Source organism: Candidatus Terasakiella magnetica (assembly GCF_900093605.1).
In the GTDB taxonomy this organism is placed as follows: domain Bacteria; phylum Pseudomonadota; class Alphaproteobacteria; order Rhodospirillales; family Terasakiellaceae; genus Terasakiella; species Terasakiella magnetica.
The window spans coordinates 195,412-219,595 of record NZ_FLYE01000023.1; the positions used below are offsets into that span (position 1 = coordinate 195,412).

18 protein-coding genes are annotated in these 24,184 nt (G+C 45.8%); 9 read left to right on the plus strand and 9 right to left on the minus strand.

What is annotated here, in order from left to right:
- Nucleotides 1-31: 31 nt before the first annotated feature.
- Nucleotides 32-1,033 (plus strand): cytochrome-c peroxidase, encoded by a 1,002-nt coding sequence (locus MTBPR1_RS10230; protein ID WP_083223025.1) that lies wholly within the window; start codon nt 32-34, stop codon nt 1,031-1,033.
- Nucleotides 1,030-3,834, plus strand: coding sequence for a response regulator (locus MTBPR1_RS10235; protein ID WP_069188911.1), 2,805 nt, complete (start codon nt 1,030-1,032; stop codon nt 3,832-3,834). Before MTBPR1_RS10230 ends, MTBPR1_RS10235 begins: the two co-directional genes overlap by 4 nt.
- 8 nt (nt 3,835-3,842) lie before the next feature.
- On the opposite strand, the gene fdhD is transcribed toward MTBPR1_RS10235, so the two are convergent.
- Nucleotides 3,843-4,685 carry a formate dehydrogenase accessory sulfurtransferase FdhD gene (gene fdhD / locus MTBPR1_RS10240; protein WP_069188912.1) on the minus strand — a complete coding sequence of 281 codons (843 nt, stop codon included), beginning with the start codon at nt 4,683-4,685 and terminating at the stop codon, nt 3,843-3,845.
- Between the two features lie 71 nt (nt 4,686-4,756).
- Between fdhD and pxpB the strand changes: the two genes are divergently transcribed.
- Genes pxpB through MTBPR1_RS10255 form a run of 3 tightly spaced genes read left to right on the plus strand, consistent with a single transcriptional unit; the run spans nt 4,757 to nt 7,284 of the window.
- On the plus strand, nt 4,757-5,452 hold the full coding sequence (gene pxpB / locus MTBPR1_RS10245; RefSeq protein WP_069188913.1) for a 5-oxoprolinase subunit PxpB: 696 nt from the start codon (nt 4,757-4,759) through the stop codon (nt 5,450-5,452).
- Nucleotides 5,449-6,495, plus strand: a complete 1,047-nt coding sequence (locus MTBPR1_RS10250) for a 5-oxoprolinase subunit C family protein (protein WP_069188914.1) — start codon at nt 5,449-5,451, stop codon at nt 6,493-6,495. Before pxpB ends, MTBPR1_RS10250 begins: the two co-directional genes overlap by 4 nt.
- A 12-nt stretch (nt 6,496-6,507) precedes the next feature.
- Nucleotides 6,508-7,284, plus strand: coding sequence for a LamB/YcsF family protein (locus tag MTBPR1_RS10255; protein WP_069188915.1), 777 nt, complete (start codon nt 6,508-6,510; stop codon nt 7,282-7,284).
- On the opposite strand, the gene MTBPR1_RS10260 is transcribed toward MTBPR1_RS10255, so the two are convergent.
- Together MTBPR1_RS10260 and MTBPR1_RS10265 are read right to left on the minus strand one after the other, a co-directional pair.
- The gene (locus MTBPR1_RS10260; RefSeq protein ID WP_069188916.1) at nt 7,274-8,986 is read right to left on the minus strand and encodes a bifunctional protein-serine/threonine kinase/phosphatase; all 1,713 of its coding nucleotides are present in this window, start codon (nt 8,984-8,986) and stop codon (nt 7,274-7,276) included. The two genes, MTBPR1_RS10255 and MTBPR1_RS10260, sit on opposite strands and share 11 nt — an antisense overlap.
- A gap of 77 nt (nt 8,987-9,063) precedes the next feature.
- Nucleotides 9,064-10,542 (minus strand): NarK family nitrate/nitrite MFS transporter, encoded by a 1,479-nt coding sequence (locus MTBPR1_RS10265; RefSeq protein ID WP_069188917.1) that lies wholly within the window; start codon nt 10,540-10,542, stop codon nt 9,064-9,066.
- A gap of 429 nt (nt 10,543-10,971) precedes the next feature.
- On the opposite strand from MTBPR1_RS10265, the gene nirB reads away from it, so the two are divergent.
- The 3 genes from nirB to MTBPR1_RS10280 are packed head-to-tail and all read left to right on the plus strand — an operon-like array spanning nt 10,972 to nt 16,431.
- Nucleotides 10,972-13,428, plus strand: coding sequence for a nitrite reductase large subunit NirB (nirB, locus tag MTBPR1_RS10270; protein WP_069188918.1), 2,457 nt, complete (start codon nt 10,972-10,974; stop codon nt 13,426-13,428).
- Nucleotides 13,429-13,439: 11 nt separating this feature from the next.
- The gene (gene nirD, locus MTBPR1_RS10275; RefSeq protein WP_069188919.1) at nt 13,440-13,775 is read left to right on the plus strand and encodes a nitrite reductase small subunit NirD; all 336 of its coding nucleotides are present in this window, start codon (nt 13,440-13,442) and stop codon (nt 13,773-13,775) included.
- A complete protein-coding gene (locus MTBPR1_RS10280) occupies nt 13,768-16,431 on the plus strand; it encodes a nitrate reductase (protein ID WP_069188920.1) in 2,664 nt (887 codons plus the stop codon). The genes nirD and MTBPR1_RS10280 overlap by 8 nt, the downstream gene beginning before the upstream one ends.
- Before the next feature lie 6 nt (nt 16,432-16,437).
- On the opposite strand, the gene MTBPR1_RS10285 is transcribed toward MTBPR1_RS10280, so the two are convergent.
- On the minus strand, nt 16,438-17,433 hold the full coding sequence (locus MTBPR1_RS10285) for a response regulator (RefSeq protein WP_165602656.1): 996 nt from the start codon (nt 17,431-17,433) through the stop codon (nt 16,438-16,440).
- Nucleotides 17,434-17,585: 152 nt separating this feature from the next.
- Between MTBPR1_RS10285 and MTBPR1_RS10290 the strand changes: the two genes are divergently transcribed.
- Nucleotides 17,586-19,298 carry a sensor histidine kinase gene (locus tag MTBPR1_RS10290; protein WP_069188922.1) on the plus strand — a complete coding sequence of 571 codons (1,713 nt, stop codon included), beginning with the start codon at nt 17,586-17,588 and terminating at the stop codon, nt 19,296-19,298.
- A gap of 59 nt (nt 19,299-19,357) precedes the next feature.
- Here MTBPR1_RS10290 and MTBPR1_RS10295 read toward each other — a convergent pair whose 3' ends face one another.
- From MTBPR1_RS10295 to MTBPR1_RS10315, 5 genes are read right to left on the minus strand one after another with little or no spacing between them, the layout of a single operon-like run.
- Nucleotides 19,358-19,825, minus strand: a complete 468-nt coding sequence (locus MTBPR1_RS10295; protein WP_069188923.1) for a hypothetical protein — start codon at nt 19,823-19,825, stop codon at nt 19,358-19,360.
- A 16-nt stretch (nt 19,826-19,841) separates the two neighbouring features.
- Nucleotides 19,842-20,465 carry an LPP20 family lipoprotein gene (locus tag MTBPR1_RS10300; RefSeq protein WP_069188924.1) on the minus strand — a complete coding sequence of 208 codons (624 nt, stop codon included), beginning with the start codon at nt 20,463-20,465 and terminating at the stop codon, nt 19,842-19,844.
- A 1-nt stretch (nt 20,466) separates the two neighbouring features.
- A complete protein-coding gene (locus tag MTBPR1_RS10305) occupies nt 20,467-21,870 on the minus strand; it encodes a tetratricopeptide repeat protein (RefSeq protein WP_069188925.1) in 1,404 nt (467 codons plus the stop codon).
- Nucleotides 21,867-22,682 carry a DUF4384 domain-containing protein gene (locus MTBPR1_RS10310; RefSeq protein WP_069188926.1) on the minus strand — a complete coding sequence of 272 codons (816 nt, stop codon included), beginning with the start codon at nt 22,680-22,682 and terminating at the stop codon, nt 21,867-21,869. The genes MTBPR1_RS10305 and MTBPR1_RS10310 overlap by 4 nt, the downstream gene beginning before the upstream one ends.
- A complete protein-coding gene (locus tag MTBPR1_RS10315) occupies nt 22,679-24,178 on the minus strand; it encodes a S1 family peptidase (RefSeq protein WP_069188927.1) in 1,500 nt (499 codons plus the stop codon). The genes MTBPR1_RS10310 and MTBPR1_RS10315 overlap by 4 nt, the downstream gene beginning before the upstream one ends.
- Nucleotides 24,179-24,184 lie beyond the last annotated feature (6 nt).

Consider the following 24,184-nt stretch of genomic DNA (forward strand, 5'->3'; position numbering starts at 1 on the left):
AGAAATAAATTGCCTAGGGAGAGACTGCGCCATGAGGATGGATTTTTCCATTATTTTACCTCAGGTACGCGCTTGTCTGCTTGGTGGAGTTCTTGCCTCATCTCTTATGGTTCCTATGGCACATGCCAAGGATGATGCCATTGCTAAATATGAGAATGAGCCCATAACCCCTATTCCTCTCACGGTTGATCTCGATCGTGATGAGGTGGCGCTGGGGCGTGATCTTTTTCATGATGTGCGTCTTTCTAAAGACGACACAATCTCTTGTGCCTCCTGCCACCCTCTTGAAAATGGTGGTGTGGATGGCTTGCGCTTTTCTTTTGGCATAAATGGGCAGCAAGGCGCGATCAACACACCGACCGTGCTTAACAGTGGTTTGTTCTTTGCCCAGTTCTGGAATGGGCGCGCGCCCACTTTGGAAGAACAAATTGAAGGCCCGACCCATGACCCAAAAGAAATGGGCAGCAACTGGGCTGAAATCATCTCAAAGCTTACTCAAGATGGCGGCTATATTAAACGTTTTGCTAAGCTGTATCCTGAACAAGGCATTGCGCGTGAAACCATCAAGTCAGCCATTGCAACGTTTGAAAGATCGCTCCTTACACCCAATAGCCCGTTTGATCGCTTTTTAAGGGGCGAGGAAGACGCTATTTCTGCCCAAGCCAAAGAAGGCTATGTACAGTTTAAAGCCTATGGCTGTTCATCTTGCCATCAAGGGGTGGCCGTTGGGGCAAATATGTATGAAAAGCTTGGCGTTCATAAAGATTATTTTGGGACGCGCGGCAATATTACCAAGGCTGATTTTGGGCGCTTTAATGTCACAGGCATAGAAGAACATAAATTTGAATTTAAAGTGCCTAGCCTGCGCAATGTGGCGATGACGGGACCTTACTTTCATGATGGCAGCATTGAAACATTACACGAAGCTGTGACGATCATGGCCCAGTATCAATTGGGTCGCACGATTAAAGAGCAGGATGTTGAAAATATCGTGGCTTTCCTTGAGAGCTTGAGCGGGGAACTCAAGCCATGAAGTGGAATACGGTTAAACCTATTGAGTGGGCCGTGGTGGGCGTTGTTGCCATCTTAATCGGGGCTATTTACGTCCTTAGCCCTGAAATTGATGGCGAACAACATGCTGATATTTTGCAGGATATTGCCGTTTTAGAAGAAGATAACAGTATTATCACCGCAATTGTTGTGGAAACCCGTTTTGGTATGTTGCCCAACTTTGACAGTTTGGTCACTGCGGTAAATACAGCTGCGCAAGAAGGTAAAGAGCTCAAAAGCAAGCTTCCGTTTGAGGAAGAACAAAGCCTTGTGGAGGCGTGGCAGGCCTATCAAGAGACTTTTGATGGCAAGCTGGAAGTCATTGAAGATTTTAAATCCCATTCAGCCGTTTTAAAAAACTCGGTAAGCTATATCCCCATCGCCATTCGTGAATTTCTTGAAGTCGCCGCTGAGAATGACAGCGATCCCAAGCTTATTAATGCGGCGCAGACCTTGCTGATTGAAAGTTTGATCTTCTCTCAGGATTATGGATTTGAACATGTGGATAGTGTGCAGGAATCTGTACATATCTTGATGGCAAATCAGGATAAGGTTTCGGCTGATTTACTTGATAAAATTCAGGGTGTTTTATTGCATGCCCAAGCCATCATTGATTTTAAATCTGAAGTGGATGGTCTGGTTAATACGATTTTCAAAACCCAGACAGATTTGAAAATTCAACAGGTCTTGGCTGCTTATCTGGTTGCCCATAACCGCAAGCATGAACAAGTTGATCGCTATCGTGCATTTTTGGTTATTTTAGCTTCATTGCTGGCTTTGATGATCATCAGCCTTTTGTTCCGCTTAACGCGAACCACAAATCGTTTGAAAAAATCATTAGATGAAGTGAACTTTCAAAAATTTGCATTGGACCAGCACGCCATTGTCAGTATTGCCGATGTGAAAGGTAATATTGTTTATGCCAACAAAAAATTCTGTGAAATCAGTGGCTATAAATTAGATGAATTGCTCGGGCGCGATCACCGTATTGTGAAGTCTAATGAGCATGACCCCGCTTTTTTTAAAGAGATGTGGAAAACCATTGCACAAGGCAAAGTTTGGACCGGAACGATCAAGAATAAGGCCAAGGATGGAAGCATTTATTGGGTGAATTCCACCATTGTTCCTTTCCTTGATGAAAATAATAAGCCTTTTCGTTATGTCTCTATCAGGACAGATATTACCAACCGCGTTGAAATGGAAGCGGCCCTTGAGCAGGCCCGTGATGAAGCCGAACAGGGCAATCGTTCAAAAAGTGAATTCCTTGCCAATATGAGCCATGAGATCAGAACGCCGATGAATGCGGTGATCGGTCTTAGCCATCTCTTGCTCCATACAAAGCTTGATGAAACCCAGCATGATTATGTCAGCAAGGTCCTGTCTTCGGGCAACCTATTGCTTGATATTATCAATGATATTCTGGACTTTTCAAAGATTGAGGCGGGTAAACTAGATTTTGAGAATATCGAGTTCAATCTGGATGATGTGTTTGAAGAAGTCTTCACACTGATCAACATCAATGCCTTGAAAAAAGGCTTAAAGCTCTCTCTTGATCGCAAAAGTGATGTGAGGCACCATCTTATTGGTGATCCGTTACGTCTAAAACAGATACTGATTAATATCGCGAGTAACGCAGTTAAATTCACCCATAAAGGCGAGATTACTTTTGTATTGGATGAAGTGAAGCGCGACAGTGACAAGATCAAGCTGCAATTTAGTATCACCGATACAGGGGTTGGGCTTTCTGAAGAACAGGCTGAGAAGTTATTTAGCTCCTTCTCTCAGGCCGATACATCAACAACACGCCAATATGGTGGCACGGGGCTTGGTCTTTCAATCTGCAAAAAACTTGTGGAGTTGATGAAGGGAGAGATCAAGGTTGAAAGCACTATAGGTGAAGGCAGTACCTTTACATTTAGCGCAGAATTTGGCCTTGGTGAGGAAAAGACACAAAGTGCCAAAGAAATCACTTTTCAGGTTCAAGGGGCAAAAGTGATTGTTGTCGATGATGAGCAGACCTCGCTAGATATTTTCGAAGATATGCTTCAAGGCTTTGGCTTTGAGGTGACGACGTCTTTATCAGCAGCACAGGCAATTGGGGAGATTTCAAAAGCAAAAGAGGCTGGCGAGCCCTTTGAATATGCGGTTGTTGACTGGAAGATGCCAAAGCAGGATGGCATTAGTCTGTGTGAAGAGATCAAAGATGATTTTCATAAGGGTGGAAAATCTCGCATCATTTTGGTGACGGCCTTTGATGCCGATATCGCAAGACGTTTGATTAAACGAGACCTTTATAATGAGCTTCTCTTAAAACCTGTTATGCCCTCATCGCTGTTAAATGCCATTCAGTCGTGCCAAGAAGAAGAGATTGTTAAGCAGGCTGAACATTTAGAATGTGTTGATGAAGGTAATGGCGTTAGTGGGGCAAAAGTGTTGGTGGTGGAAGATAACATCATTAACCAGAAAGTTGCTATTGGCTTGCTTAAAAGTTTTGGGGTGAGCTGTGATGTGGCAAATAACGGCCTTGAAGGGGTGCAGGCGGTTAAAGATAACCTGTATGATGCGGTCTTGATGGATATCCAGATGCCTTTGATGGATGGTGTTGAGGCCACAACTGAAATTCGAAAAGACAGTGCGGACCTGCCTATCATCGCCATGACGGCTCATGCCATGAAGGAAGAACAGGATAAATGCAAAAAGGCGGGCATGAATGATTATGTCACCAAGCCTGTCAATCCAAGCAACCTGTTAGAGGCCTTGCAACGCTGGGTCCGACAAGACTGAGTGTTGTCTTATTCAGCCGCTTTTGAAGATGGTTTTTCAAGGTCAAACATAATGCGCCCCTGATGGCACAAGGCGATAAAGCGTTTGGGCCGTGCCCGTGAAATAAGTGTCAGGCCGGTTTTTTCTGCCAGCTCCACCGCCCATTGGGTGGCGCCAGAGCGTGAGATTAAAATCTCAATCCCCATGATCACCGCCTTCATCACCATTTCACTGGTCATGCGCCCTGTGGTGTACAGGATATAATCCTCTTTGGGCAGATCGTTCAGATAAAGATAGCCTGCAATTTTATCAAGCGCATTATGACGCCCGACATCTTCCATATAAATTAGCGGCTTGTCTTTATGACACAGTACGCAGCCATGAATGGAACCTGCTTTGCGATAAAGAGACGGTGTTGCCTTTATCTTGTTTAATAAAAGTTCAAGCCATGAGGCTTTAAACTGGAAGGTTTGTGCAAGTGTGGTGTCTTCCAGCTTATCCATTATATCGGCAAAAATAGTCCCCTGCCCACAGCCGGAGGTGAGGATTTTGCGTTTGAGCTTTTCTTCAAAATCCGTGACAACTTTTGTGCGGATTACCACGGTATCAATCACGTCATCATAGTCAATAGACTCAATCTGGTCTTGGGGGCTGAGCATATTTTGATTGACCAGATAGCCAACTCCAAGAAGTTTGGGATGATCGCCAATGCTCATCAGTGTGACAATTTCACGATTATTGAGAAAAACCGTTAAAGGGCGCTCATGAACGATATCAAGCTCAACCGGATTGCCATGGGCATCAACAGCCTTCATGGGCGAGGTGGAGGTGCCTGTCTCGGGTTGGGGCTTGATGATATAGTCATCGCTCATGGGTAAAAGCCTGTGAAATCTTTAGATATTATGAGTTTACGCCTTCGTATCAATAAAGTACAAAAACTTTTATGCAATGTCGTGTCTTACATTTAGGCGATCGTGGGGTCACTTTTGAGTTTGGAAATGAAATTTCCAAGGCGGTGAACCATCATGTTCTTGCGATCCATAGCCTGATGAAAGAGGCCCTTGCCCAAGGACAGCTTAACGGCATTATAGAAACCGTTCCAAGCTTTCGCTCCCTCACCATACATTATGACCCGCTTGTACTTTATCCCGATGAGGTTGAAGGGCTTGTCGCGCCCTTTCTGGATCAAGATTTTAGCGCGCGTGAAAGCGGGAAGCTTTGGGAGTTCCCTTGTTGTTATGAAGGTGAGTTTGCCCCTGACCTTGAAGAAGTCGCTAAAAGCTGTGGCTTAAGTGTGAGTGAGGTGATTAATATCCATTCTGCGCAATGCTATGATGTGTTCATGCTGGGCTTTTTGCCGGGCTTTGGCTTTTTAGGGCAATTAGATCCGCGTTTGGTTCTGCCCAGAAGGAGTGAACCACGCACAGCTGTCCCTAAAGGCTCAGTTGCCATTGCTGATCAATTAACTGCAGTTTATCCCTCCCAAAGCCCGGGGGGCTGGCATTTGATCGGGCGCACGCACATTGAGTTTTTTGACCTTTCAAAAGAAAATCCGGCCCTTTTACAAGCAGGTGATCAGGTACGGTTTAAGCCCGTTTCCCAAAGTGAATTTCTGCGCTTAACGGGTGAGGCATCATGAAGGCGCTGGAAATCATCAATGCGGGCCTGCAAGCCAGTGTGCAAGACCATGGGCGTTGGGGCTTTCAGGAATATGGCGTGCCCGTATGTGGCAGTGTGGCCCCGTATTGGCGTATCTTGGCAAACCATCTGGTGGGCAATGAGGCAGAGGCCGCAGGCATTGAATTTCGCCTGATGGGACCAACCCTTAAGGCCGTGGGGGAGCCGTTAAAAATCGCTGTTTGTGGGCAGGTAACTTCAGAGCTGGTGATGAAAAATGCATCTGGCTTAACCACACATAAAATACAGCCCTGGCGCAGCTTTACCTTAAAGCCGGATCAAGAACTTAAAATCGGCAGCCTTGAAGGAAGTGCCACAGGGTTTATTGCGGTTTTAGGTGGGGTTGAAACGCCGACAATAATGAAAAGCCGCTCCACTTATGCGCGCTCTCAAATCGGCAATTGGTTAGAAGGCGGTGATCTCTTGCCTGTTGGGGCAGGGGAAATGGCAGAGCAGGCTGATTGTGTTTTACCAAGCCCACCTATTATGCCTGCTTCACCACGCGTGCGTATTGTCTGGGGGCCACAGGATGATTATTTTGACCCAAGTGAAAAAGAAAAGTTCCTGAACGCGCCTTATGTCATTTCCAAAGCCTCAGACCGTATGGGCGCGCGCCTTGACGGGGCAGGCTTAAAACATAAGGCGGATAAAGGGGCCGAGATTGCCTCAGACGGTGTGGTCTTAGGTGCCATTCAAGTGCCGGGGAATGGACAGCCGATTGTGTTGCTTAATGATGGGCAGACGGTGGGGGGGTACCCAAAAATTGCCACGGTGATTTCGTCTGATCTTCACCTCATAGCCAATGGCTTGGCGGGGATGGAGATTTCCTTTGAGCTGGTTACTGTGCGTGAGGCTTGTGATATTGCACGTGCTGAAAGCCAAAAGATTGAGCAGATGAAACGCTCAATCGTGAAAGCATCGGCAAATGGCTTTGTGGATTTATCCGCATTATATGAAAGCAACCTGATCGGCGGTGTGGTAGATATGAAGGACCCCCGCGTTTAAGAGGATTAAGCTATGAAACAGATCAACATTAATGCCGATATGGGCGAAAGTTTTGGTGCTTATACCATCGGTGATGATGAAGCCCTGATGGCCTCAATCTCATCGGCAAATATCGCATGTGGTTTTCATGGCGGTGATCCACTGGTCATGCAAAAAACCTTGGCTTTGGCACAGGCTAATGATGTTTCTATCGGCGCACATCCATCATTTCCTGATCTTCAAGGTTTTGGTCGTCGTGCCATGCAGATGAACCTTGATGAAGTCTATGCCATGACGCTTTATCAAATCGGGGCGCTACAAGCTGTTGCTAAAGCCCAAGGCGTGCGCGTTAGTCATGTGAAACCCCACGGCGCACTTAACAATATGGCTTGTGAAGATGGAGAACTGGCTGGCGCTTTGGTGCGTGCGGTGAAAGATGTAGATGACAGTTTGGTCTTTATGGCACCTGTCTTATCGCAATTATCGATTGAGGCGGCAAAGGCTGGTTTAAAAGTCGCCCAAGAAATTTTTGCAGATCGAGCCTATAGCGATACGGGCAGTCTTGTCAGCCGCAAAGAAAAAGGCGCGGTGATCCATGATGCACAAGCCTGTCTGGAGCGGGTTATTGATATGATGGATAAGGGCGGGCTTGTGACGGCCTCAGGTAAGTTATTGCCTTGTGATATCCATAGTATCTGCGTGCATGGCGATACGCCTTCAGCCTGTGAAAGTGCAGCCTTTATTGCTGAGGGGCTAAGAGATAAAGGCTATGAACTTGTCGGTTTGGACCAGATGAGCTTTAGTGGATAAGACCTGCGATAAAGATGAAATTGACCAGTAAGGATACAAGGGCGATCACCTGCCAGAAAAGCTTCGGATTGCTCGCCATCATTGGCTGATTGTCTTCTTTGGTAAAGGACGGGTTTGGCTTTTCCAAATCTTTTAAAAACTCGCTAAAAACTGGATAGCGCTTGTTTCTTTCTTTATGAACAGCGCGCTCTAAGGCCTTGTCAAACCAGACAGGGATAGCCTCATTATGTTCACTCGCAGGTGTGTAAACCAGCTTATGGACCGCGCTTTTTGAGCTAAAGCCTTTGTCATAAGGCAGTTTGCCTGTGAGCATTTCATAAGCAATGACGCCAAGGGAATAAAGATCAACTTGCGATGTCCCTTTCGTGCCTAAGTGATATTCAGGGGCGGTGTAATCAACCGTGCCTAAGAGATCAAGCTGTTCAATTGGTGTGGAAACTTCTTCTAGCCCATAGATACGGGTAGAGCCAAAATCAATAATCTTAACCGTGCCGGAACGATCAATCACGATATTGTCTGGCTTTAAATCCTGATGGACCATTTCTTTTCGATGAAAAGCGCGCAAACCCAAGGCGATTTGTTTGATGATTTTTCTGACTTCATCAAGGCTCGGGTTGGGGTTATCGCGCATCCATTGCCCAAGGGTCGGGCCTTCAATAAATTCACTGATATAATAGAGAAAGTTCTTACCCCTTGATGGTTCAAGCACCTTCATCACATGGGGGCTGCTCAGGCGCTTGCCGATCCATTCTTCGCGCAAGAACAGGTTAATAAAGGTCGGATCATCCTCATAATTAACCGATAAAGTCTTTAGGGCGACGAGCAAACCTGTGTCTTGGTCTTTTGCCAGATAGACCTGTGATCTTTTTGAGGCATGAAGCTCGCGCTGAATTTCATAGCCATCTAGAATCATGCCCGGTTCCAACTCCGGCGGGAAGGGGAGTTCTTGCAGGCGGCGAATATGGGTGGCCTCATCATCAGGCGCTAAATTGGTAATCTCGACGATTTGACAAGTGAGATTATCATCACTGTCATTTTCATAAGCCTGAGAGACAATTTCCTGCGCAGCATGATCGAGATTATCTTGATGCTGTTTAATAAGCTCGATCATATGGCGCTCAGGGATGAAATCATGCACCCCATCTGTTGTGAAAATGAAGATATCGCCTTTTTCAAGGGTGAGGGATTTATAATCAATATCTACATTAAGCTCGATCCCCATAGCACGGCTTAAATATTCTTTTTCAGCAGAGACACGCAGGCGGTGATCGCGGGTGATTTGTTCAATTACACCATCGCGCAGCAGATAGATACGTGAATCGCCCACATGAAACACATGGCCCGTATTTGATTTGAAAATAAGGGCAGATAAGGTGCTGACCATGCCTTTTTCAGAACCAAAACGGCTTTGGCCTTGCCCATGGAGCCAACGGTTTAAGGCACTGAGAACCTTTGAAACCGATGTTGTGACACTCCAGCTTTCAGGGGTGGCAAAATAATCAGTGAAAAGTGTTTTAACACAGCTTTCAGAGGCTTCCTTACTGGCATCAGAGCCCGACATACCATCAGCAATGGCGGCTGCACAGCCTTTTGTCGTCAACAGGTTTCCTTCAGGTAACAAGACACCATAGGAGTCTTGGTTTTCCTCTTTGCGCCCGCTTTGTGAGTGCTGACCGATCTTGAGTTCTATATCTGTGTTCACAATTTTATCCTTAAAAAGAGGTCTTCCCTTTCAATATTCATGAAAGGGAAGACTTTTTCTTTAGCCTATGGGCTGGATTAGGAAACGTCAATCAGTTGAACGGTGCCATCAGGCATCACTTCAGCGATTTTACCTTCTGGTTCATCGAGCCAGAAATAAGTGGCAACCACGGTCACGATGGCGGCACCAGCAATCACCATGAAGAAGATATGAGCATCAACAAAGGATAAAACGGTGAGGAAGAGAACCGCGCCAACGTTACCATAGGCACCAACCATACCAGCGATTTGGCCTGTCATGCGGCGTTTAATCAGCGGTACCATGGCAAAGACAGCGCCTTCACCAGCTTGGACGAAGAAAGAACAACACATTGTTGCAATAACAGCCATAGGCAGGAACCAGTCACTATCAATCTGTGACAGGGTCATATAGCCGATAGACAGACCGATGAGCAAAATCAACAATGTTTTGCGACGACCAAATTTATCAGAAAGCAGACCACCACCCGGGCGTGCCACAAGGTTCATAAAGGCAAAACCAGAAGCCAGTAGACCAGCCATAACGATGGAAAGGTCAAACGTGTCTTGGAAGAACATAGGCAGCATGGAAACAACGGCAAGCTCTGAGCCAAAAGTTACAAGATAAGCCAAGTCCAACACAGCAACTTGCTTGAAGTTATATTTGTGAATTTCAGGAACTTCTTCGCTTAAGACGTCTTTATTGACTTTGAAGATATGGATCAGTTGATAGACATAAAGCGCTGCAAGGATGGCATAAATACCATAAGAAATATCAGTGCTTAAAATCTTGAGGTTATCTGGACCCAGTTTCCAGTTTAAAAGCGCAAGGGCAAGAAACAAAGGCAGCTTCATGATGCAATAAAGGATCATGTCACTTTTTGAGGTCACTTCCATCGCACCGGCTTTATTGGGCTTAAAGTATGTTGAGCCTTTTGGTGTGTCAGTTACGCTAAAGAAATAGATGACAGAATAAACAACGGCAACAGCACCTGTAAGTGCCATTGCAAGGCGCCAGCCTTCATCACCACCAAAGAATAGGGCGAGTGTTGGTAGCGACATGGCAGCAGCCGCAGAACCAAAGTTACCCCAGCCGCCGTAGATACCTTCGGCAACACCAACTTGTTTGGCGGGGAACCATTCCCCAACCATGCGAATGCCAATCACAAAACCGGCACCTACAAAGCCAAGCATAAAGCGCAAGATCGCCATCTCTTCAAAGGTGGAGGCTTGGGCAACAAAGGCACACAAGATACCGGCAAGGAATAAGAGGGAGGAATAGGTGATGCGCGGGCCTAACTTATCAACAAGAATGCCGATAATGATCCGTGCGGGAATGGTCAAGGCCACGTTTAAGATTAAAAGCGTTTTCACTTCTTGTGGGGTTAAACCCAGTGTGTCGCGAATGGAGGCCATTAAAGGGGCATGGTTAAACCAGACGAAAAAACTGATGAAAAAAGCAATCCACGTTAAGTGCAAAATACGCATATTGCCACTAAACGAGAATATATTTAAACGTGATGCTGAAGAGTTAGACATCTTTTTCTTTCTCCTACTTCTAGCGAGCCGTTTTCAGGCTAAAGAATCAATTGGTACTAAAGTTACTGCAGTGCACAACGCAAAGGCTGTGCCAGTTTTAAAAAAGGCGGAAAACTAACGAACTTTAGGCTGAATTCTCATTTGAAAGCACTAATTATGCCTATTATTTAATCATACTTTTTTAATAGATTAAATAATAGGCATCAAGGCGTTAAAAATTAGTCTTATACGCGCGTTCTTTATAATAAAGAAAAGAGGGTTTTTATATAAATTACTGATTTTAATGAATTTATAATATTTTTCGCAGCTGCAGTATGAGTTGGCACGCTTGTTGCGAAATGAACGGCAACTTGGGTGTTTTCGCCTCCCCTACAAAAGGAAAACAGGAAAATACCCGCCTTTATAGTCTTTTAAGAATGAGGTTCTGCCATGAAGTCTAAACTTGTTGTTATCGGTAATGGAATGGCCGGTATGCGCGCTGTTGAAGAGATATTAAAGCGTGATGCTGATCAATTTGAAATCACTGTTTTTGGTGCAGAGCCATACGGCAACTATAACCGTATTATGCTTTCCCCTGTTCTTTCAGGCGAGAAGACATTTGATGAGATTATGATCAATTCACCTAAATGGTATGAAGAAAATAACATCAAGCTTCACACCAATGCAGAAGTGACCGAAATTGATCGCGACAATAAAATCGTTAAATCGGCAAATGGCATTGAAGAGTCTTATGACAAGCTGCTGGTCGCAACGGGCTCAGAACCTTTTATCATTCCGGTACCGGGTAAAGACCTTGAAGGCGTAATCACCTTTCGCGACATGAACGATGTTGAGATTATGGATGAAGCAATTGGCAAATATAAAAATGCTGTTGTGATTGGTGGGGGCCTGTTGGGGCTTGAAGCGGCTTACGGTCTGCAACGCCGCGGCATGAAAGCCACTGTCATCCATTTGATGGATACATTGATGGAACGCCAGCTTGACCAAGCCGCAGGTTTCCTTCTTAAAACGGAACTTGAAGGGCGCGGTATTGATGTTCTGACCGAAGCCAATACCAAAGAGATCGTTGAAAAAGACGGTCGCGTTTCAGAAGTTCACCTTGCTGATGGTAGTGTAATCCCCGCCGACCTTGTCGTGATGGCTGTGGGTATTCGTCCTAATACGGCTCTTGCTGCATCATCTGGTCTTGAGGTTGAGCGCGGCATTATGGTTAATGACCAGCTTGTGACATCTGATGAAAATATCTACAGTGTTGGCGAATGTGTACAACACCGTGGTGATTGTTACGGTCTGGTGGCCCCGCTTTATGAAATGGGCAAGGTGTTGGCTGATCATATCACAGGCACCGATAATGCGTATCAAGGCTCTGTCACCTCAACCAAACTGAAAGTTTCGGGCGTAGATGTATTCTCAGCGGGGGATTTCTCCGGTGGGGATGATTGTGAAGATGTGGTTCTTCGCGATGCTGCGCGCGGTATTTATAAACGTGTTGTGCTTAAGGATGATAAAATCCAAGGTGCGGTTCTTTATGGGGATACGGCTGATGGTGCATGGTATTTCCAGATGCTTAAGGATGAGCAGGATATCAGCGATATCCGTGATTTGTTGATCTTTGGTCAAGCTTTTGCCTCAGGAGGGGGCGCATCTGCGGACCCCATTGAGGCCGTTGCAGCCCTTCCCATGGATGCGGAAATCTGTGGCTGTAACGGCGTATGTAAAGGCGATATCGTAACAGCGATTAACGACAAAGGCTTAACAAGTCTTGATGAGGTAAAAGCCCACACCAAGGCCTCTGCTTCTTGCGGAACATGTGCCAATTTGGTGGAAAATGTCTTGCAAGCCACATTGGGTGATGAGTTTGAAGCCGTAACTGTAAAGCCCATGTGTGGCTGTACAGAACATACCCATGATGAAGTTCGTGCCGCTATTGTCGAGCAAGAATTAAAATCTATCCCCGCGGCCTATCAGGCTTTGGAATGGAAAACGCCAAATGGCTGTTCTTCATGTCGCCCGGCGATGAACTATTACATGCTCTGTGCATGGCCCGGTGAATATGTGGATGATGAGCAATCGCGTTTCATTAACGAGCGTGCCCATGCCAATATTCAAAAAGATGGCACATATTCAGTTGTACCGCGCATGTGGGGTGGTCTGACCAACCCGAAAGAATTGCGCGCCATTGCTGATGCAGCAGAAAAATTTGATGTGAAAACGGTGAAGGTGACAGGTGGTCAGCGCATCGACCTATTTGGCATTAAAAAAGAAGATCTCCCTGAAATTTGGAAAGACCTAAATGAGGCAGGCATGGTGTCTGGTCATGCGTATGGTAAATCCTTGCGCACGGTAAAGACCTGTGTGGGCCAAGAATGGTGCCGCTTTGGTACGCAACTGTCCATGGACTTGGGCGTGAAGCTTGAGAAAATGGCTTGGGGTTCCTACATGCCGCATAAATTTAAAATGGCGGTTTCCGGTTGCCCACGCAACTGCGCAGAAGCCACCATTAAAGATTTTGGTGTGATCTGTGTGGATAGTGGCTATCAGCTTTCTGTTGCGGGTAATGGTGGTATCCATGTGCGCGCCAATGATGACCTTTGTTTGGTAAAAACCGAAGAAGAGGTTCTGGAATATTGTGGTGCTTACATCCAGCTTTATCGCGAAGAAGCACGTTATTTGGAACGCACAGCACCGTGGATTGAACGCGTCGGCCTTGAATATGTGAAGTCGATCGTTGTGGATGATGAAAAACGCCGCAAAGAACTTAACGCGCGCTTCTTACACTCACAAACCTTCTGGCAGGATGACCCATGGGCAACCGCTGTTAATGAAGAGGCCGCAGGCCAGCAATTTAAACCATTGGCTGTTGTCACAGCACAAGCTGCAGAATAGGGAGAAAGAAAATGAGTAACTGGATTGAAGTCGGTCACGTAAATGATATCCCTAAGCTTGGGGCACGTGTTGTTAAAAGTGCACGCGGTGATATTGCGGTTTTTCGCACCGCGGATGATGAGATTTTTGCCATTGTGGATGAGTGTCCCCATTCAGGTGGCCCGCTTTCTCAAGGTATTGTCCATGGTAAGGCGGTGGCCTGCCCTTTACATAACTGGAATATCGATCTGGAAACAGGCGATGTGTTAGACCCGGACCACGGCTGTACACGTGTCATTCAGGTGGCCGTTACAGACGGGCTTATCCGTATTTTTGTTGAAGCGGAGGCAACAGGGACAAATGGCTGACCAAAAGCGTACAACGTGCCCATATTGCGGCGTTGGTTGCGGCGTCTTGGTCACAAAACAGGAAGACGGGTCTGTCCAAATTAAGGGCGACCCGGACCATCCCGCCAATTTTGGCAAGCTCTGCTCGAAAGGCTCTGCCCTTGGGGAGACGCTGGGGCTGGAAAATCGCCTGCTTGAACCTAAAATTGAAGGGCAGACGGTTAAGATGGACGAGGCGCTTAATGTTGTGGCGCAACGTTTTAAGGAAACGGCTGAAAAATATGGCCCAGACAGTGTGGCTTTTTACGTGTCCGGTCAACTTCTTAGCGAAGATTATTATGTGGCAAACAAGCTGATTAAGGGCTTTATCGGCACGGCAAATATCGATACCAATTCGCGCCTGTGTATGAGCTCCTCTGTTGTGGGGCATAAACGGGCTTTTGGTTCTGATACCGTGCCACAAACCTATGAAGACCTTGAAAAGGCTGATCTGGTTGTGCTGGTGGGCTCCAACCTTGCATGGTGTCACCCTGTATTATTTCAGCGCTTAAAAGCAGCACAAAAAGAACGCGGCACCAAGGTTGTTGTCATTGATCCACGCAGAACGGCGACTTGTGAAATTGCCGACCTTCATCTGGCGGTTAAGCCGGGATATGATGTGTTGCTTTTCAATGGCTTGTTGAATTATCTGGCGCAAAATGGTGCTCAAGATAGCGTATATGTTGATAATCATATTGAAGGTTGCGAGCAGGCCGTTGCTATGGCTGCTGAGCAGGCTTCGGACTATCAGGTGCTTGCGCGTCAATGTGATATCGCGTTGGCAGATTTGATGACATTTTATGACTGGTTCTTAAAGACTGAAAAGACTTTGAGTATGTATAGCCAAGGCGTCAATCAGTCTTCTCAAGGCAGTGATAAAGTTAATTCCATTCTCAATTGTCACCTCTATACGGGGCGTATCGGTAAAGAGGGTTGTGGCCCGCTTTCTGTTACAGGCCAACCCAATGCCATGGGCGGGCGCGAGGTCGGTGGCCTTGCCAATATGCTGGCGGCTCATATGGATTTTACACCAGAGGCCATAAGCCGTGTAAAAACATTCTGGGATAGCCCAACCATTGCAGGCAAACCCGGTCATAAGGCTGTGGATATGTTTGAAGCAGTCCATAAGGGTGAGATTAAAGCCATTTGGATTATGGCGACAAACCCTGCGGTTTCCTTACCAGATGCCAACCGTGTGCGAAAAGCACTGGAAACATGTGAATTTGTTGTGGTGTCTGATTGTGTACAAAACACAGATACCATGGCTTATGCCAATGTGGTTTTACCTGCGGCAACATGGGGGGAGCGCAACGGCACCGTGACCAATACGGAGCGTTGTATTTCTCGCCAGCATAGCTTTAAGGAACTGCCCGGTGAGGCACTGCCGGATTGGAAAATTATAACGCGTGTTGCCCAAAAGATGGGGTTTGAAAAGGCATTTTCTTATGAAACATCTTATGATGTTTTTGCTGAACATGTGGCCTTGTCAGCTTATGAAAATGAGGGTACGCGCGATTTTGACCTCTCGTCTTGGCAAGGGTTAAGCCGTGAAGAGTTTGATGCGATTGAGCCCATTAAATGGCCTATTAATAACAATCCTAAGGATCGTTTCTTTGCAGATGGGAAGTTTTATACCGCCTCTGGCAAAGCCAATATGCTGGCCGTTGACCTAAAGGCGCCAAAACATACGCCAACTGCCAAGTATCCGTATGTGCTTAATACAGGGCGTATTCGTGATCAGTGGCACACCATGACGCGCAGTGGCCTCTCGCCACGCTTGTCATCTCATTTACATGAACCTTATCTTGATATTCATCCTGATACAGCCCTTAAAGAAGGTCTGAAGAAACAGGATTTGGTTAAAGTTGAATCTAAATGGGGAGAAGCGATTTTACGGGTGAAAACCTGTGATACGGTTAAGCCAGGTGAGTTGTTTATGCCCATGCACTGGAATGATGAAAATTCTGCCCATGCGGTTGTTGGGCGCCTTGTTAATCCGGTAACTGATCCTTTTTCAGGCCAACCTGAAAGTAAACATACACCGGTGAATGTGTCGAAATTTCAACCTGACTGGCATGGGCTTTTATTCAGTCGTGAGAAGATTGAGACAAGTGGGTTCGTATATTGGACGCGCAGTCGCTCTAATGGGTGTTATGTGTATGATCTGGCAGGATTAGGTGAACCTTCAAACTGGGATGAATATGCTTCATTCTTGTTAGGTGAAGGGGAGCTCTTGTCCATGGAAGATAAAAAACGCAAACACCATCGATATGCTGTCATAAAGGACAATGTACCATCTGGTGTTTTGATCACGTCTGAAAACCAAGGCAATATCCCAACGCGCAACTGGATTGCGGGTCTGTTTGATCAAAGCGAAGTGAGCATGGAAGAACGCATCTCGCTTTTAAGTGCCAAGCCTGTTGGTGATGTGGCAGAAAAAGGCGCGATTGTTTGTTCTTGCTTTAACATCGGCTTGTTTCAAATTCAGCGCGCGATTGCTGATGAAGGCAAGGTGAGTGTTGAAGCCATTGGGCAACATCTTAAGGCGGGCACAAACTGCGGGTCGTGCCAATCTGAAATTAAGGATATTATTGCACAGGCAACCACCACTTCAGGTGATAAGAAACAAGTGGCTTAAAGGTGATTATATAAAGGTGCGTGCAACCACATGGTTGCCGTTCCCTTTATATTCCACTTCATTAAAGGCCATGGACATGGTGAGCATAATGCCACGACCATGGGTATGGGCCATTCTTTCTGGAGAGAAATCAGTGAATTTTTGCCAGTTAAACCCGTCGCCTTTATCAATGATTTCCACTTCAAGACGATCCTCAAAACGGGTGAAACGACAGGTGGCATAGCGTTCTTTATATGTGTCCAAAGTCAGGCGGCGATTGATTTCACTCATCCATGTGCCATTGGCAAGAAGTTCGCCTTTTTCTTCATAGGTGATGCCAAGATTGCCATGTTCAATGGCGTTGACCAAAAGTTCGTTTAACCCAAGAAGTGCACTTTCTGCCTCGGGGAAAAAATGCGACATGGTCATGGCAAGATTTTCAGCATCCTGAATGGTCTGAATTTCATATTCAGCAGAACGTAGCCTTTTGATCGCAGCTGTTGGACGAGAAGATTTAGCCAATAGGTCTTTATAATATTCAACAATAGAATGCAGACGTTTTTGTTCCTTAGGATCATCTTCTAAAGAAGGGCCGCCTTCAATCTTGGAAAGGAAGTCATCCAAGGACAGGCTCAGGCTTTGCATAGAGCGTTCTGTCGCTCTGAGGTGTGCTCGAATTGTGGCAAGGAGGATTTCAAAATCTACAGGCTTTGATAGAAAGTCATTCGCCCCAAGTTCTTTTGAGCGAATTTCATTTTCACGCGAGTTGGAGGCCGTTAGGAAAATAAACGGAATACCTGCAACCTCAGGGTGATCAGATTTTAACGTTTCAAAAAACTCATGCCCATCCATATTGGGCATGGACAGGTCAGAAATGATCAAGTCGGGACAATGTTCAACGGTTTTGGAAATACCGTCGCGTCCATCAACAGCTTCAACAGTTTCAAAATCGTTTAACTCGAGAAGGTCAACAATGTCTTCACGTACGTCTGCCTCATCTTCAACGATTAGAATTAAAGTCATGATCTTTTCCGCCTTAAGCATTCTATCAGTGCTTGTGCATTTACAGCGCAAGCATTATCCTTGGGCTAAGAATATAGTGATTAATTAAAAAAAACAATGTTAGACCTTATCTAAAAAAAGAGGTCTTCTCAGGGATAATTGGAAGTTGGGTTATGGTATCTTCGGTAGAGCTGTTTGGCGATGATGATGATGGTTTCTTTGATGATACCGAAGGAACCGAAAATGCTGAGAAACTAGAACAGCTTCTGGCTGATACCAAAGTGCGCATGGGCATGATGTTTGAGCTGATGCCTATTGGTATGGCCTTGCACCAAGAACAGAGCATTATCTATGCCAATAAGGAAATGGCCCGTTTACTTGAAACCCAACCTGAAAGCTTGATCGGGCGCCATTGTCTTGATTTTATTGAAGGCGATATTTTGGCAGACCTTGTTGAAAAATTCATGATCCTGTTTAAAGAGGGCACAAGCTTTGAAATTCCGGTGGTGGAAATCCGGGATATGAAAGGTAACTTGCGCAAAATTCAGTTGATTGTGGGGATGATGCGCTGGGAAGACAACCATGTGGCCCAAGTCTTGATGCAGGATATTTCCAAGATTAAAGAACTCGAAAAAGACTTGGAAATTCAAAAAGAGAAAAAACGCCTGTTGGAAGAACAAAAATCCGCGATTGAAAAATCCGAAGTTCACTTTAGAACATTGTTTGAATCTTCTCGCGATGCCATCATTCTAACCACAAAAGATAGAATCGTTGATTGTAATACGGCAGCCGTGAAGCTTTTCAAGGCCAAGGACAGGCAAGAGCTTTTATCCAAGCCAAAAATATTTTATAGCCCAGAGTTTCAAGAAGACGGCAGTCGCTCCTTAGAAATAGGGACGCTAAAAATACGTGAAGTCCTTGATAAGGGCTATAGCTTTTTTGATTGGACCCATAAACGTATAAATGGCTCAGAATTTGCCGCCGAAGTCTTTATGAGTTCCATTGAACTGGATGGCGAAACAGTCATTATGGCTTCAGTTCGTGATGTCTCTAAACGTAAGAAACAAGAAAAAGAACTGCTGCGCCACCAAAACCACTTGCAGGAAATGGTGGAAGAGGCAACTTATAGCCTGAAAGAGAAAAACGAAGAGATTGCGGAAAACCTGCTTATTGAGATTGAGAACCAAAAAGCACAACGTGAGTTTATCTCGGTTGTCTCACATGAATTTCGCACGCCATTAACCGTGATTGATGGCGGGGCGCAGAATATCAAACTGTTTTTAGAGCGTGGCAATATTGAAAAGGCCACAAGCCGAGTGGAAAAAATCCGCTCAGGTGTATCGCGCCTTAATGGAATGATTGATGATATTTTATTGTCGTCAAAGCTGGAAAGCGGCACGTTTGAAATGATCCCGTCCTATGTGGATTTTGCCAAATTCATTGAAGAAAAATGCGAGATGATGCGTGAAGCCCATCGCAATCATAAGATTGAATGTGATGTCACTGAGCTGCCTCATAGTATTTGGGCCCATCCAGATTCCATTGAACGCATTCTTGAGAATATTTTATCAAACGCCTTGAAATATTCACCCAAAGCCGACCGTATTGAAGTGACGGGTCTGAGCGAAGAAAATTATGCTGTTTTAAGAGTGCGTGATTTTGGGGTTGGTATTCCTGAAGGTGATCTGGACAATCTTTTTAAACGGTATTTCAGGGCCAAAACTTCACAAGGAATTAAAGGCACAGGCATTGGCTTGAACCTTGTGAAAACACTTGTGGATTGGCACAAAGGCCATATTGAGGTGGAAAGTACGGTTGGAGAAGGCACCTGTTTTACGATTTATTTGCCGATCTATTCAAAAGATATCAACCCCGTTGAGCATTGATGAAATGAAAAAAGGGCCGCTTAAGGCCCTTTTGACGTTATGATGATTGGTGAGCAGGCTTAGTTCTGTTGCGGGGAAACCGTGACAATCAGATCTTTTTCGTTAGCATTGCCTTTTTCATCTTTGATGCGCATGCGAATGCGGTGACGCCCCACTGGAAAAGCGGCATCTTTCACATTAAGATGTGTGCCTTCAAGATATTCGCGGACCCGATCGGTAATATCAAAATCAAAGAAACCCACAACAACGACTTTCAGGCTTTCCATATCCGGATTATGACCGCTTTGACCAGGCGTAAAAGCAACCGATATATCCACAGGCGGTGTCACGCTTGATAGAAATTTTGGATTGCTAACAAGGATTTTGGGACCAATACCTGTTTGGGCCGCCATGGGTTCCTGCATCGCAGGTGATTTACCAATATATTCAGCTTCTTGCGCACTGAGCAGCCATTTAGCATGGGCGGATGGGCTTGTAAGGACAAGCGCCAGCCCGACAAAAAATGAAGAAATTAGTGGATATTTCATCTCATATCTCCCCTGCTTAATTGATTTGTTTGCGTGCTTCTTGAATTTCACGCTCTAGGTCCTGAAAAGCTTTGGCAGAACGGATTTTTGCTTCAAGACGTGCGTTTTTCTTGATTTTATCCACCATGACACGATTGGCTTTGCCCAATGGGAAGCGGATCATGGCATAAACACGATATTGTGTACCCAGTGGTTTAACCTCAACTTTTTCACGCATAAAGCCTGAGAGATCGACTTCGGTAATAAGGTTTGAAGTGACACGTTCCACATCGCTGATTACTTGTGTGTCTTCATCGGTGCCACTTTCAGTGACAAACTCTTTCATTTTAGAGCTGATCTTGCCTTTCATGGCATCGGCAAGGGAACGTTTGGCATTGAGCATGGCTTTATCAACAGCGAGCTGAATGTCTGAAGAGGTCGAGGTGCCAACACCATAAGCGCTAATATCGTCTTTTGGTGGGTTGAGGTACCATGAGGGTAGCTCGTCAATTGTATCTTCAACATTTTCAGCTTTGGCTTCCATTTTTTGTTCATGGGCCCAAAGGGCGGCCTCAGGTGTGCCGGGCTCGGGCGTTGAACAAGCGCTTAGACCAAGGCTAATGGCAGTAAGAGCAAGTGAAGTCTGTTTGAATTTTAACATGTTAGGTTTCCTTTTTTCCTAATTCGGCAATGGCCTCATTGAGCGTTTTAATTTCTCCTGATACGTCTACTCCTTGTGAAGAAAGATCGTTCAGGTCTGTCAGTGTTTTCTGGGCCTGTCCAAATCGCCCATTTTTGATATAGGCGAGCCCCGCGCCATAATAGGCATCTGCTGCATTTTCCAACTCGCCGGCATTTTGTAAGGTGACACCCATATTGTAATAGGCATATCCATTGGCAGGGTCCTGTTTGAGGGCCATTTCATAGGCCGCATAGGCTTTTTCAGGACGCCCTAATATGGAATTTACATATCCAATGCCATTGAGATATTCAGCATTCTTATTATTTATCGCACTTGCCTTAAGGTAAGCTGACAAGGCATCGTCATAATGTGATGTCTTGCTTAACAATCGGCCTTGCAGGAAGTGGATGCTATCATCTTTTGGGTTTAGGCTGAGGGAGGCTTGAGTGGCTGAAATCGCCTCTGAATAATCCCCCGCATGGGCAAGATATTGGGCAAAATCATTGTGACGTGCCGGATTTTTCTCATCGAGAGAAATAAGCTGTTCATAAAGGGTGAACCTTTCCCCAAAAGGAAAACGCTTTGTTGCCAAGGCTTCTTCCAAGGCGGCAATTTGGTCTGGCTTTTCTTTGGCTTGTAAGGTTTTAAGAAAGTCAGAAAGTGTTTCTTCCTTATAGCGGGTGAGAATGATCTTTTCTTCGACAATAGGCTCATCCAAAACCGCAATATTATCATCAGGAATGGTACTGACCAGCCTGCGCGAGAGATCATCAATCAGGCGTAAGGTCTGTTCTTCTTCCATATTTGTGGCAGCATCTAAAATCCCCATGGCTAAACCAACGGGGGAAAGCGACAGCCCACCGCCATGGCTTTGGGCAACATGGTTGGCCTTCCACAGGATTTCCCCATCAGAAAGGCGCACCATTTCCATTTCAGCACCAACCGCCACACGGGAATAAAGACCAAAGAACTGGCTATCAAATTCAAGGATTTTACCACGGATGATGGCATCACAATTGAGCACATTTTTCATGGCATCGAGCTTGTCCGCCTCTTTTTTATCAAGTTTATCAAGCAGGAAATCGACCCGGGGAAGCTCTATATCACGCTTTCCTTGGGGCGCAAGATGGGCATAAAAAGCCTGACGCACAGCCTTGCTTTCATCAAAAGAGAGTGCCTCGTCGTCTTGAAGGTCGCGCTCATCGCTAAAAGGTAAAACCGCCACACAATTTGGTGGGGATTTTTTATAGCTGTCAAATACCTTAAAACGTACTTGGTTAAGCGGATTAAGGCTCATCTCATCTTTGCCCTCATCCACATAAGATGGTGTTGTGCAGGCATTTAAAGTGATCAGGCAAACTGCTAAGGTGAGTATATGTTTCATAGGGAGCCTCCAAGAATGGTGTAGCCTTTTTTGATCAAACGACTGTCTTTGCGCGGCAGTTCAAGCAGTTTTGAGCGAAGTTCGGGAAGGGAATAATGATCACGAAGGCGAATTGGTGAACGTGTTGCAACAACCATGAGATATTCATCCCAATGACGTTGCTTACCCGTGATCTTTGGCGGGGGGGCAAGCGACATGGCATAAGAATTCAGATGCATATGGCGCGGGATCGTATCTTTGTTTTTGAAATGGCTATCTGTATCAAAATCATTGGGGAAAATGCGCACAACGGGCTGGTCTGTTTCATAAGGTAGCCATTGAAAGACCTGAACATACATGGGCTGGCTGGGGGCCATTTTTAAAACAAGGTCTTCACCCGTTCGAAACATGGTTTGATTAAGCTCTACACCAAGGTCAAAATCCGGATCATTAAAACCTAAATTCGTGGCAATATCGGCTTGTAGTGTGACGGTGCATTTCTGCACGTCATTGCCCATATCCTGCACGCTTGTCTGACGGTTTTTCAGGGAACGGATTTCACCATCCACAAGGGACCATGTCAGGCGGTTAAGTTTACAATCTGATTTTTGGGCCACTTCGCTACAGACCATGAGGTCATCTGCCACAAGGCGCTCACCTGTTAATTTTTGCAAAGCGCGGCGTTTGGCTTTGGTTTCAGCATTTTTACAGGCTGTTTGCTGGGCTGTATCGGGGCCAAAAAAGCTGCTGGCACTTACATTGACCCATTCGCTTAAGGCCGGGCTTGGTGCGCTTAGAAGGAAAAGGCACAAGGAAATGGCGAGCTTTTTCATGACGCACTCCTTGAAGCGACAAGAACAACACTGGGCAGCATGGTTTGGTACAGCTCCTCTAATGAGTTGATAACTTCCCTTGCTGGGGGCTGTGAAGAAGGCGGGCCCACCAGCTCTTGCACAGAGTTGGCTTTAATGGCTAAATTCATATCTTCAGCGAGATGACCGCGTTCTTCATAGACGCCCATTACATCAAGCTTTGCCACCGCAATCCCGATGAGTTCCCCGCGTTTATTGAAGATCGGTCCCCCACTGTTGCCTTTATTCATTTTTGAAGAAATCAGAAATGTGCGTTGATCATCGCCAAGGCCAGTGGCTTTACTGATAATGCCATCGGTTAAGGAAGGGGTGTTTTGCCCCAAAAGGTCCATTAAGGGAAAGCCCATAACAATCGCACCTGAGCCCGGTGTGGTGTTGGGGAGCTGGTGAAAGGGGATGGCATATTCTGCGCGAAAGGGCTGATCGGTCTTTAAGATCGCCAAATCATCTTTTTGAGAGACTTTATGAATGTGGGCCATCTTTAATTCGCCCAACCCATTGCGCACGGCAATCTTTTCATTGGGGGAGTTTAAGTGGTCGACCACATGTCTGTTTGTCACAATATATTGGCCTTGGCCGATGATAAAACCACTTCCGGTTTTAAGGGCGGTTTGGCGTGAAAAGGGCAAAGGCGTTGGTTTGGGTAAGCTTTTATAACGGGCTTGTTTAACCTGTGGCAGTGGGCTTATGGCAACCGGTTTTACCTTTTGTGCTATGGGGGCAGGGGCATCATCTTTATGGGCTACCTGCGGTGTTGAAGGGTTTTGGTCGCCGTTTTCGTTATAAAGCCTGTGGGCAATTTTAAAGTAAGTCGCAGCTTTATCACCATGGCCCCATTGTTGATATATGTTACCCAACATCTGTGCGGTTTTTGCACTATCAGCATTAGAAAGTAAAAAACGCTCCAATATGCGCGCGGCTTCATTTAAGGCCTGTTGTTTGACGTTAAAAGACGCAAAGGTCAACACGACGCTTTCATGGTTTGGCGCAAGCTTGTAAAGCTTTTCAAGGCGCTGGCGGGCTTGGCCCACATGGCCTGAAATTTCATCAATGGAGGCAAGAATGAGCTCGGCCTCAATTTTATAGCCCCCTGAAAGATGAGCCATTTTTAAATGACGGCGGGCCTGATCCAGTTGACCAAGGGCTGTCTTGGCTTTAGCAAGCCCAAGTGAGATGCTCTCATCATTATCCAATATGTGAAACTGGGCATTCTCATAAATTTCCAAGGCGAGATCGGCTTGCCCGGTTTGCAGGTAGGCTTGTGCCAGCAAGAGGCTTTCTTGAATGTTTTTTGAGTTTGCAGTTTCTATAACGCGCTGGGGCTGGCCCGTTTTTAAAAAATGCTTAAACCGCACCAGATGGTCAGCTTCTTGGGCCTGTATCGGGCTGGCTGAAAATAAAGCCAACCCCGTGACACAAGCCACAATCTGTATGTTTGTTTTTAGTTTTTTGAACATAACCTC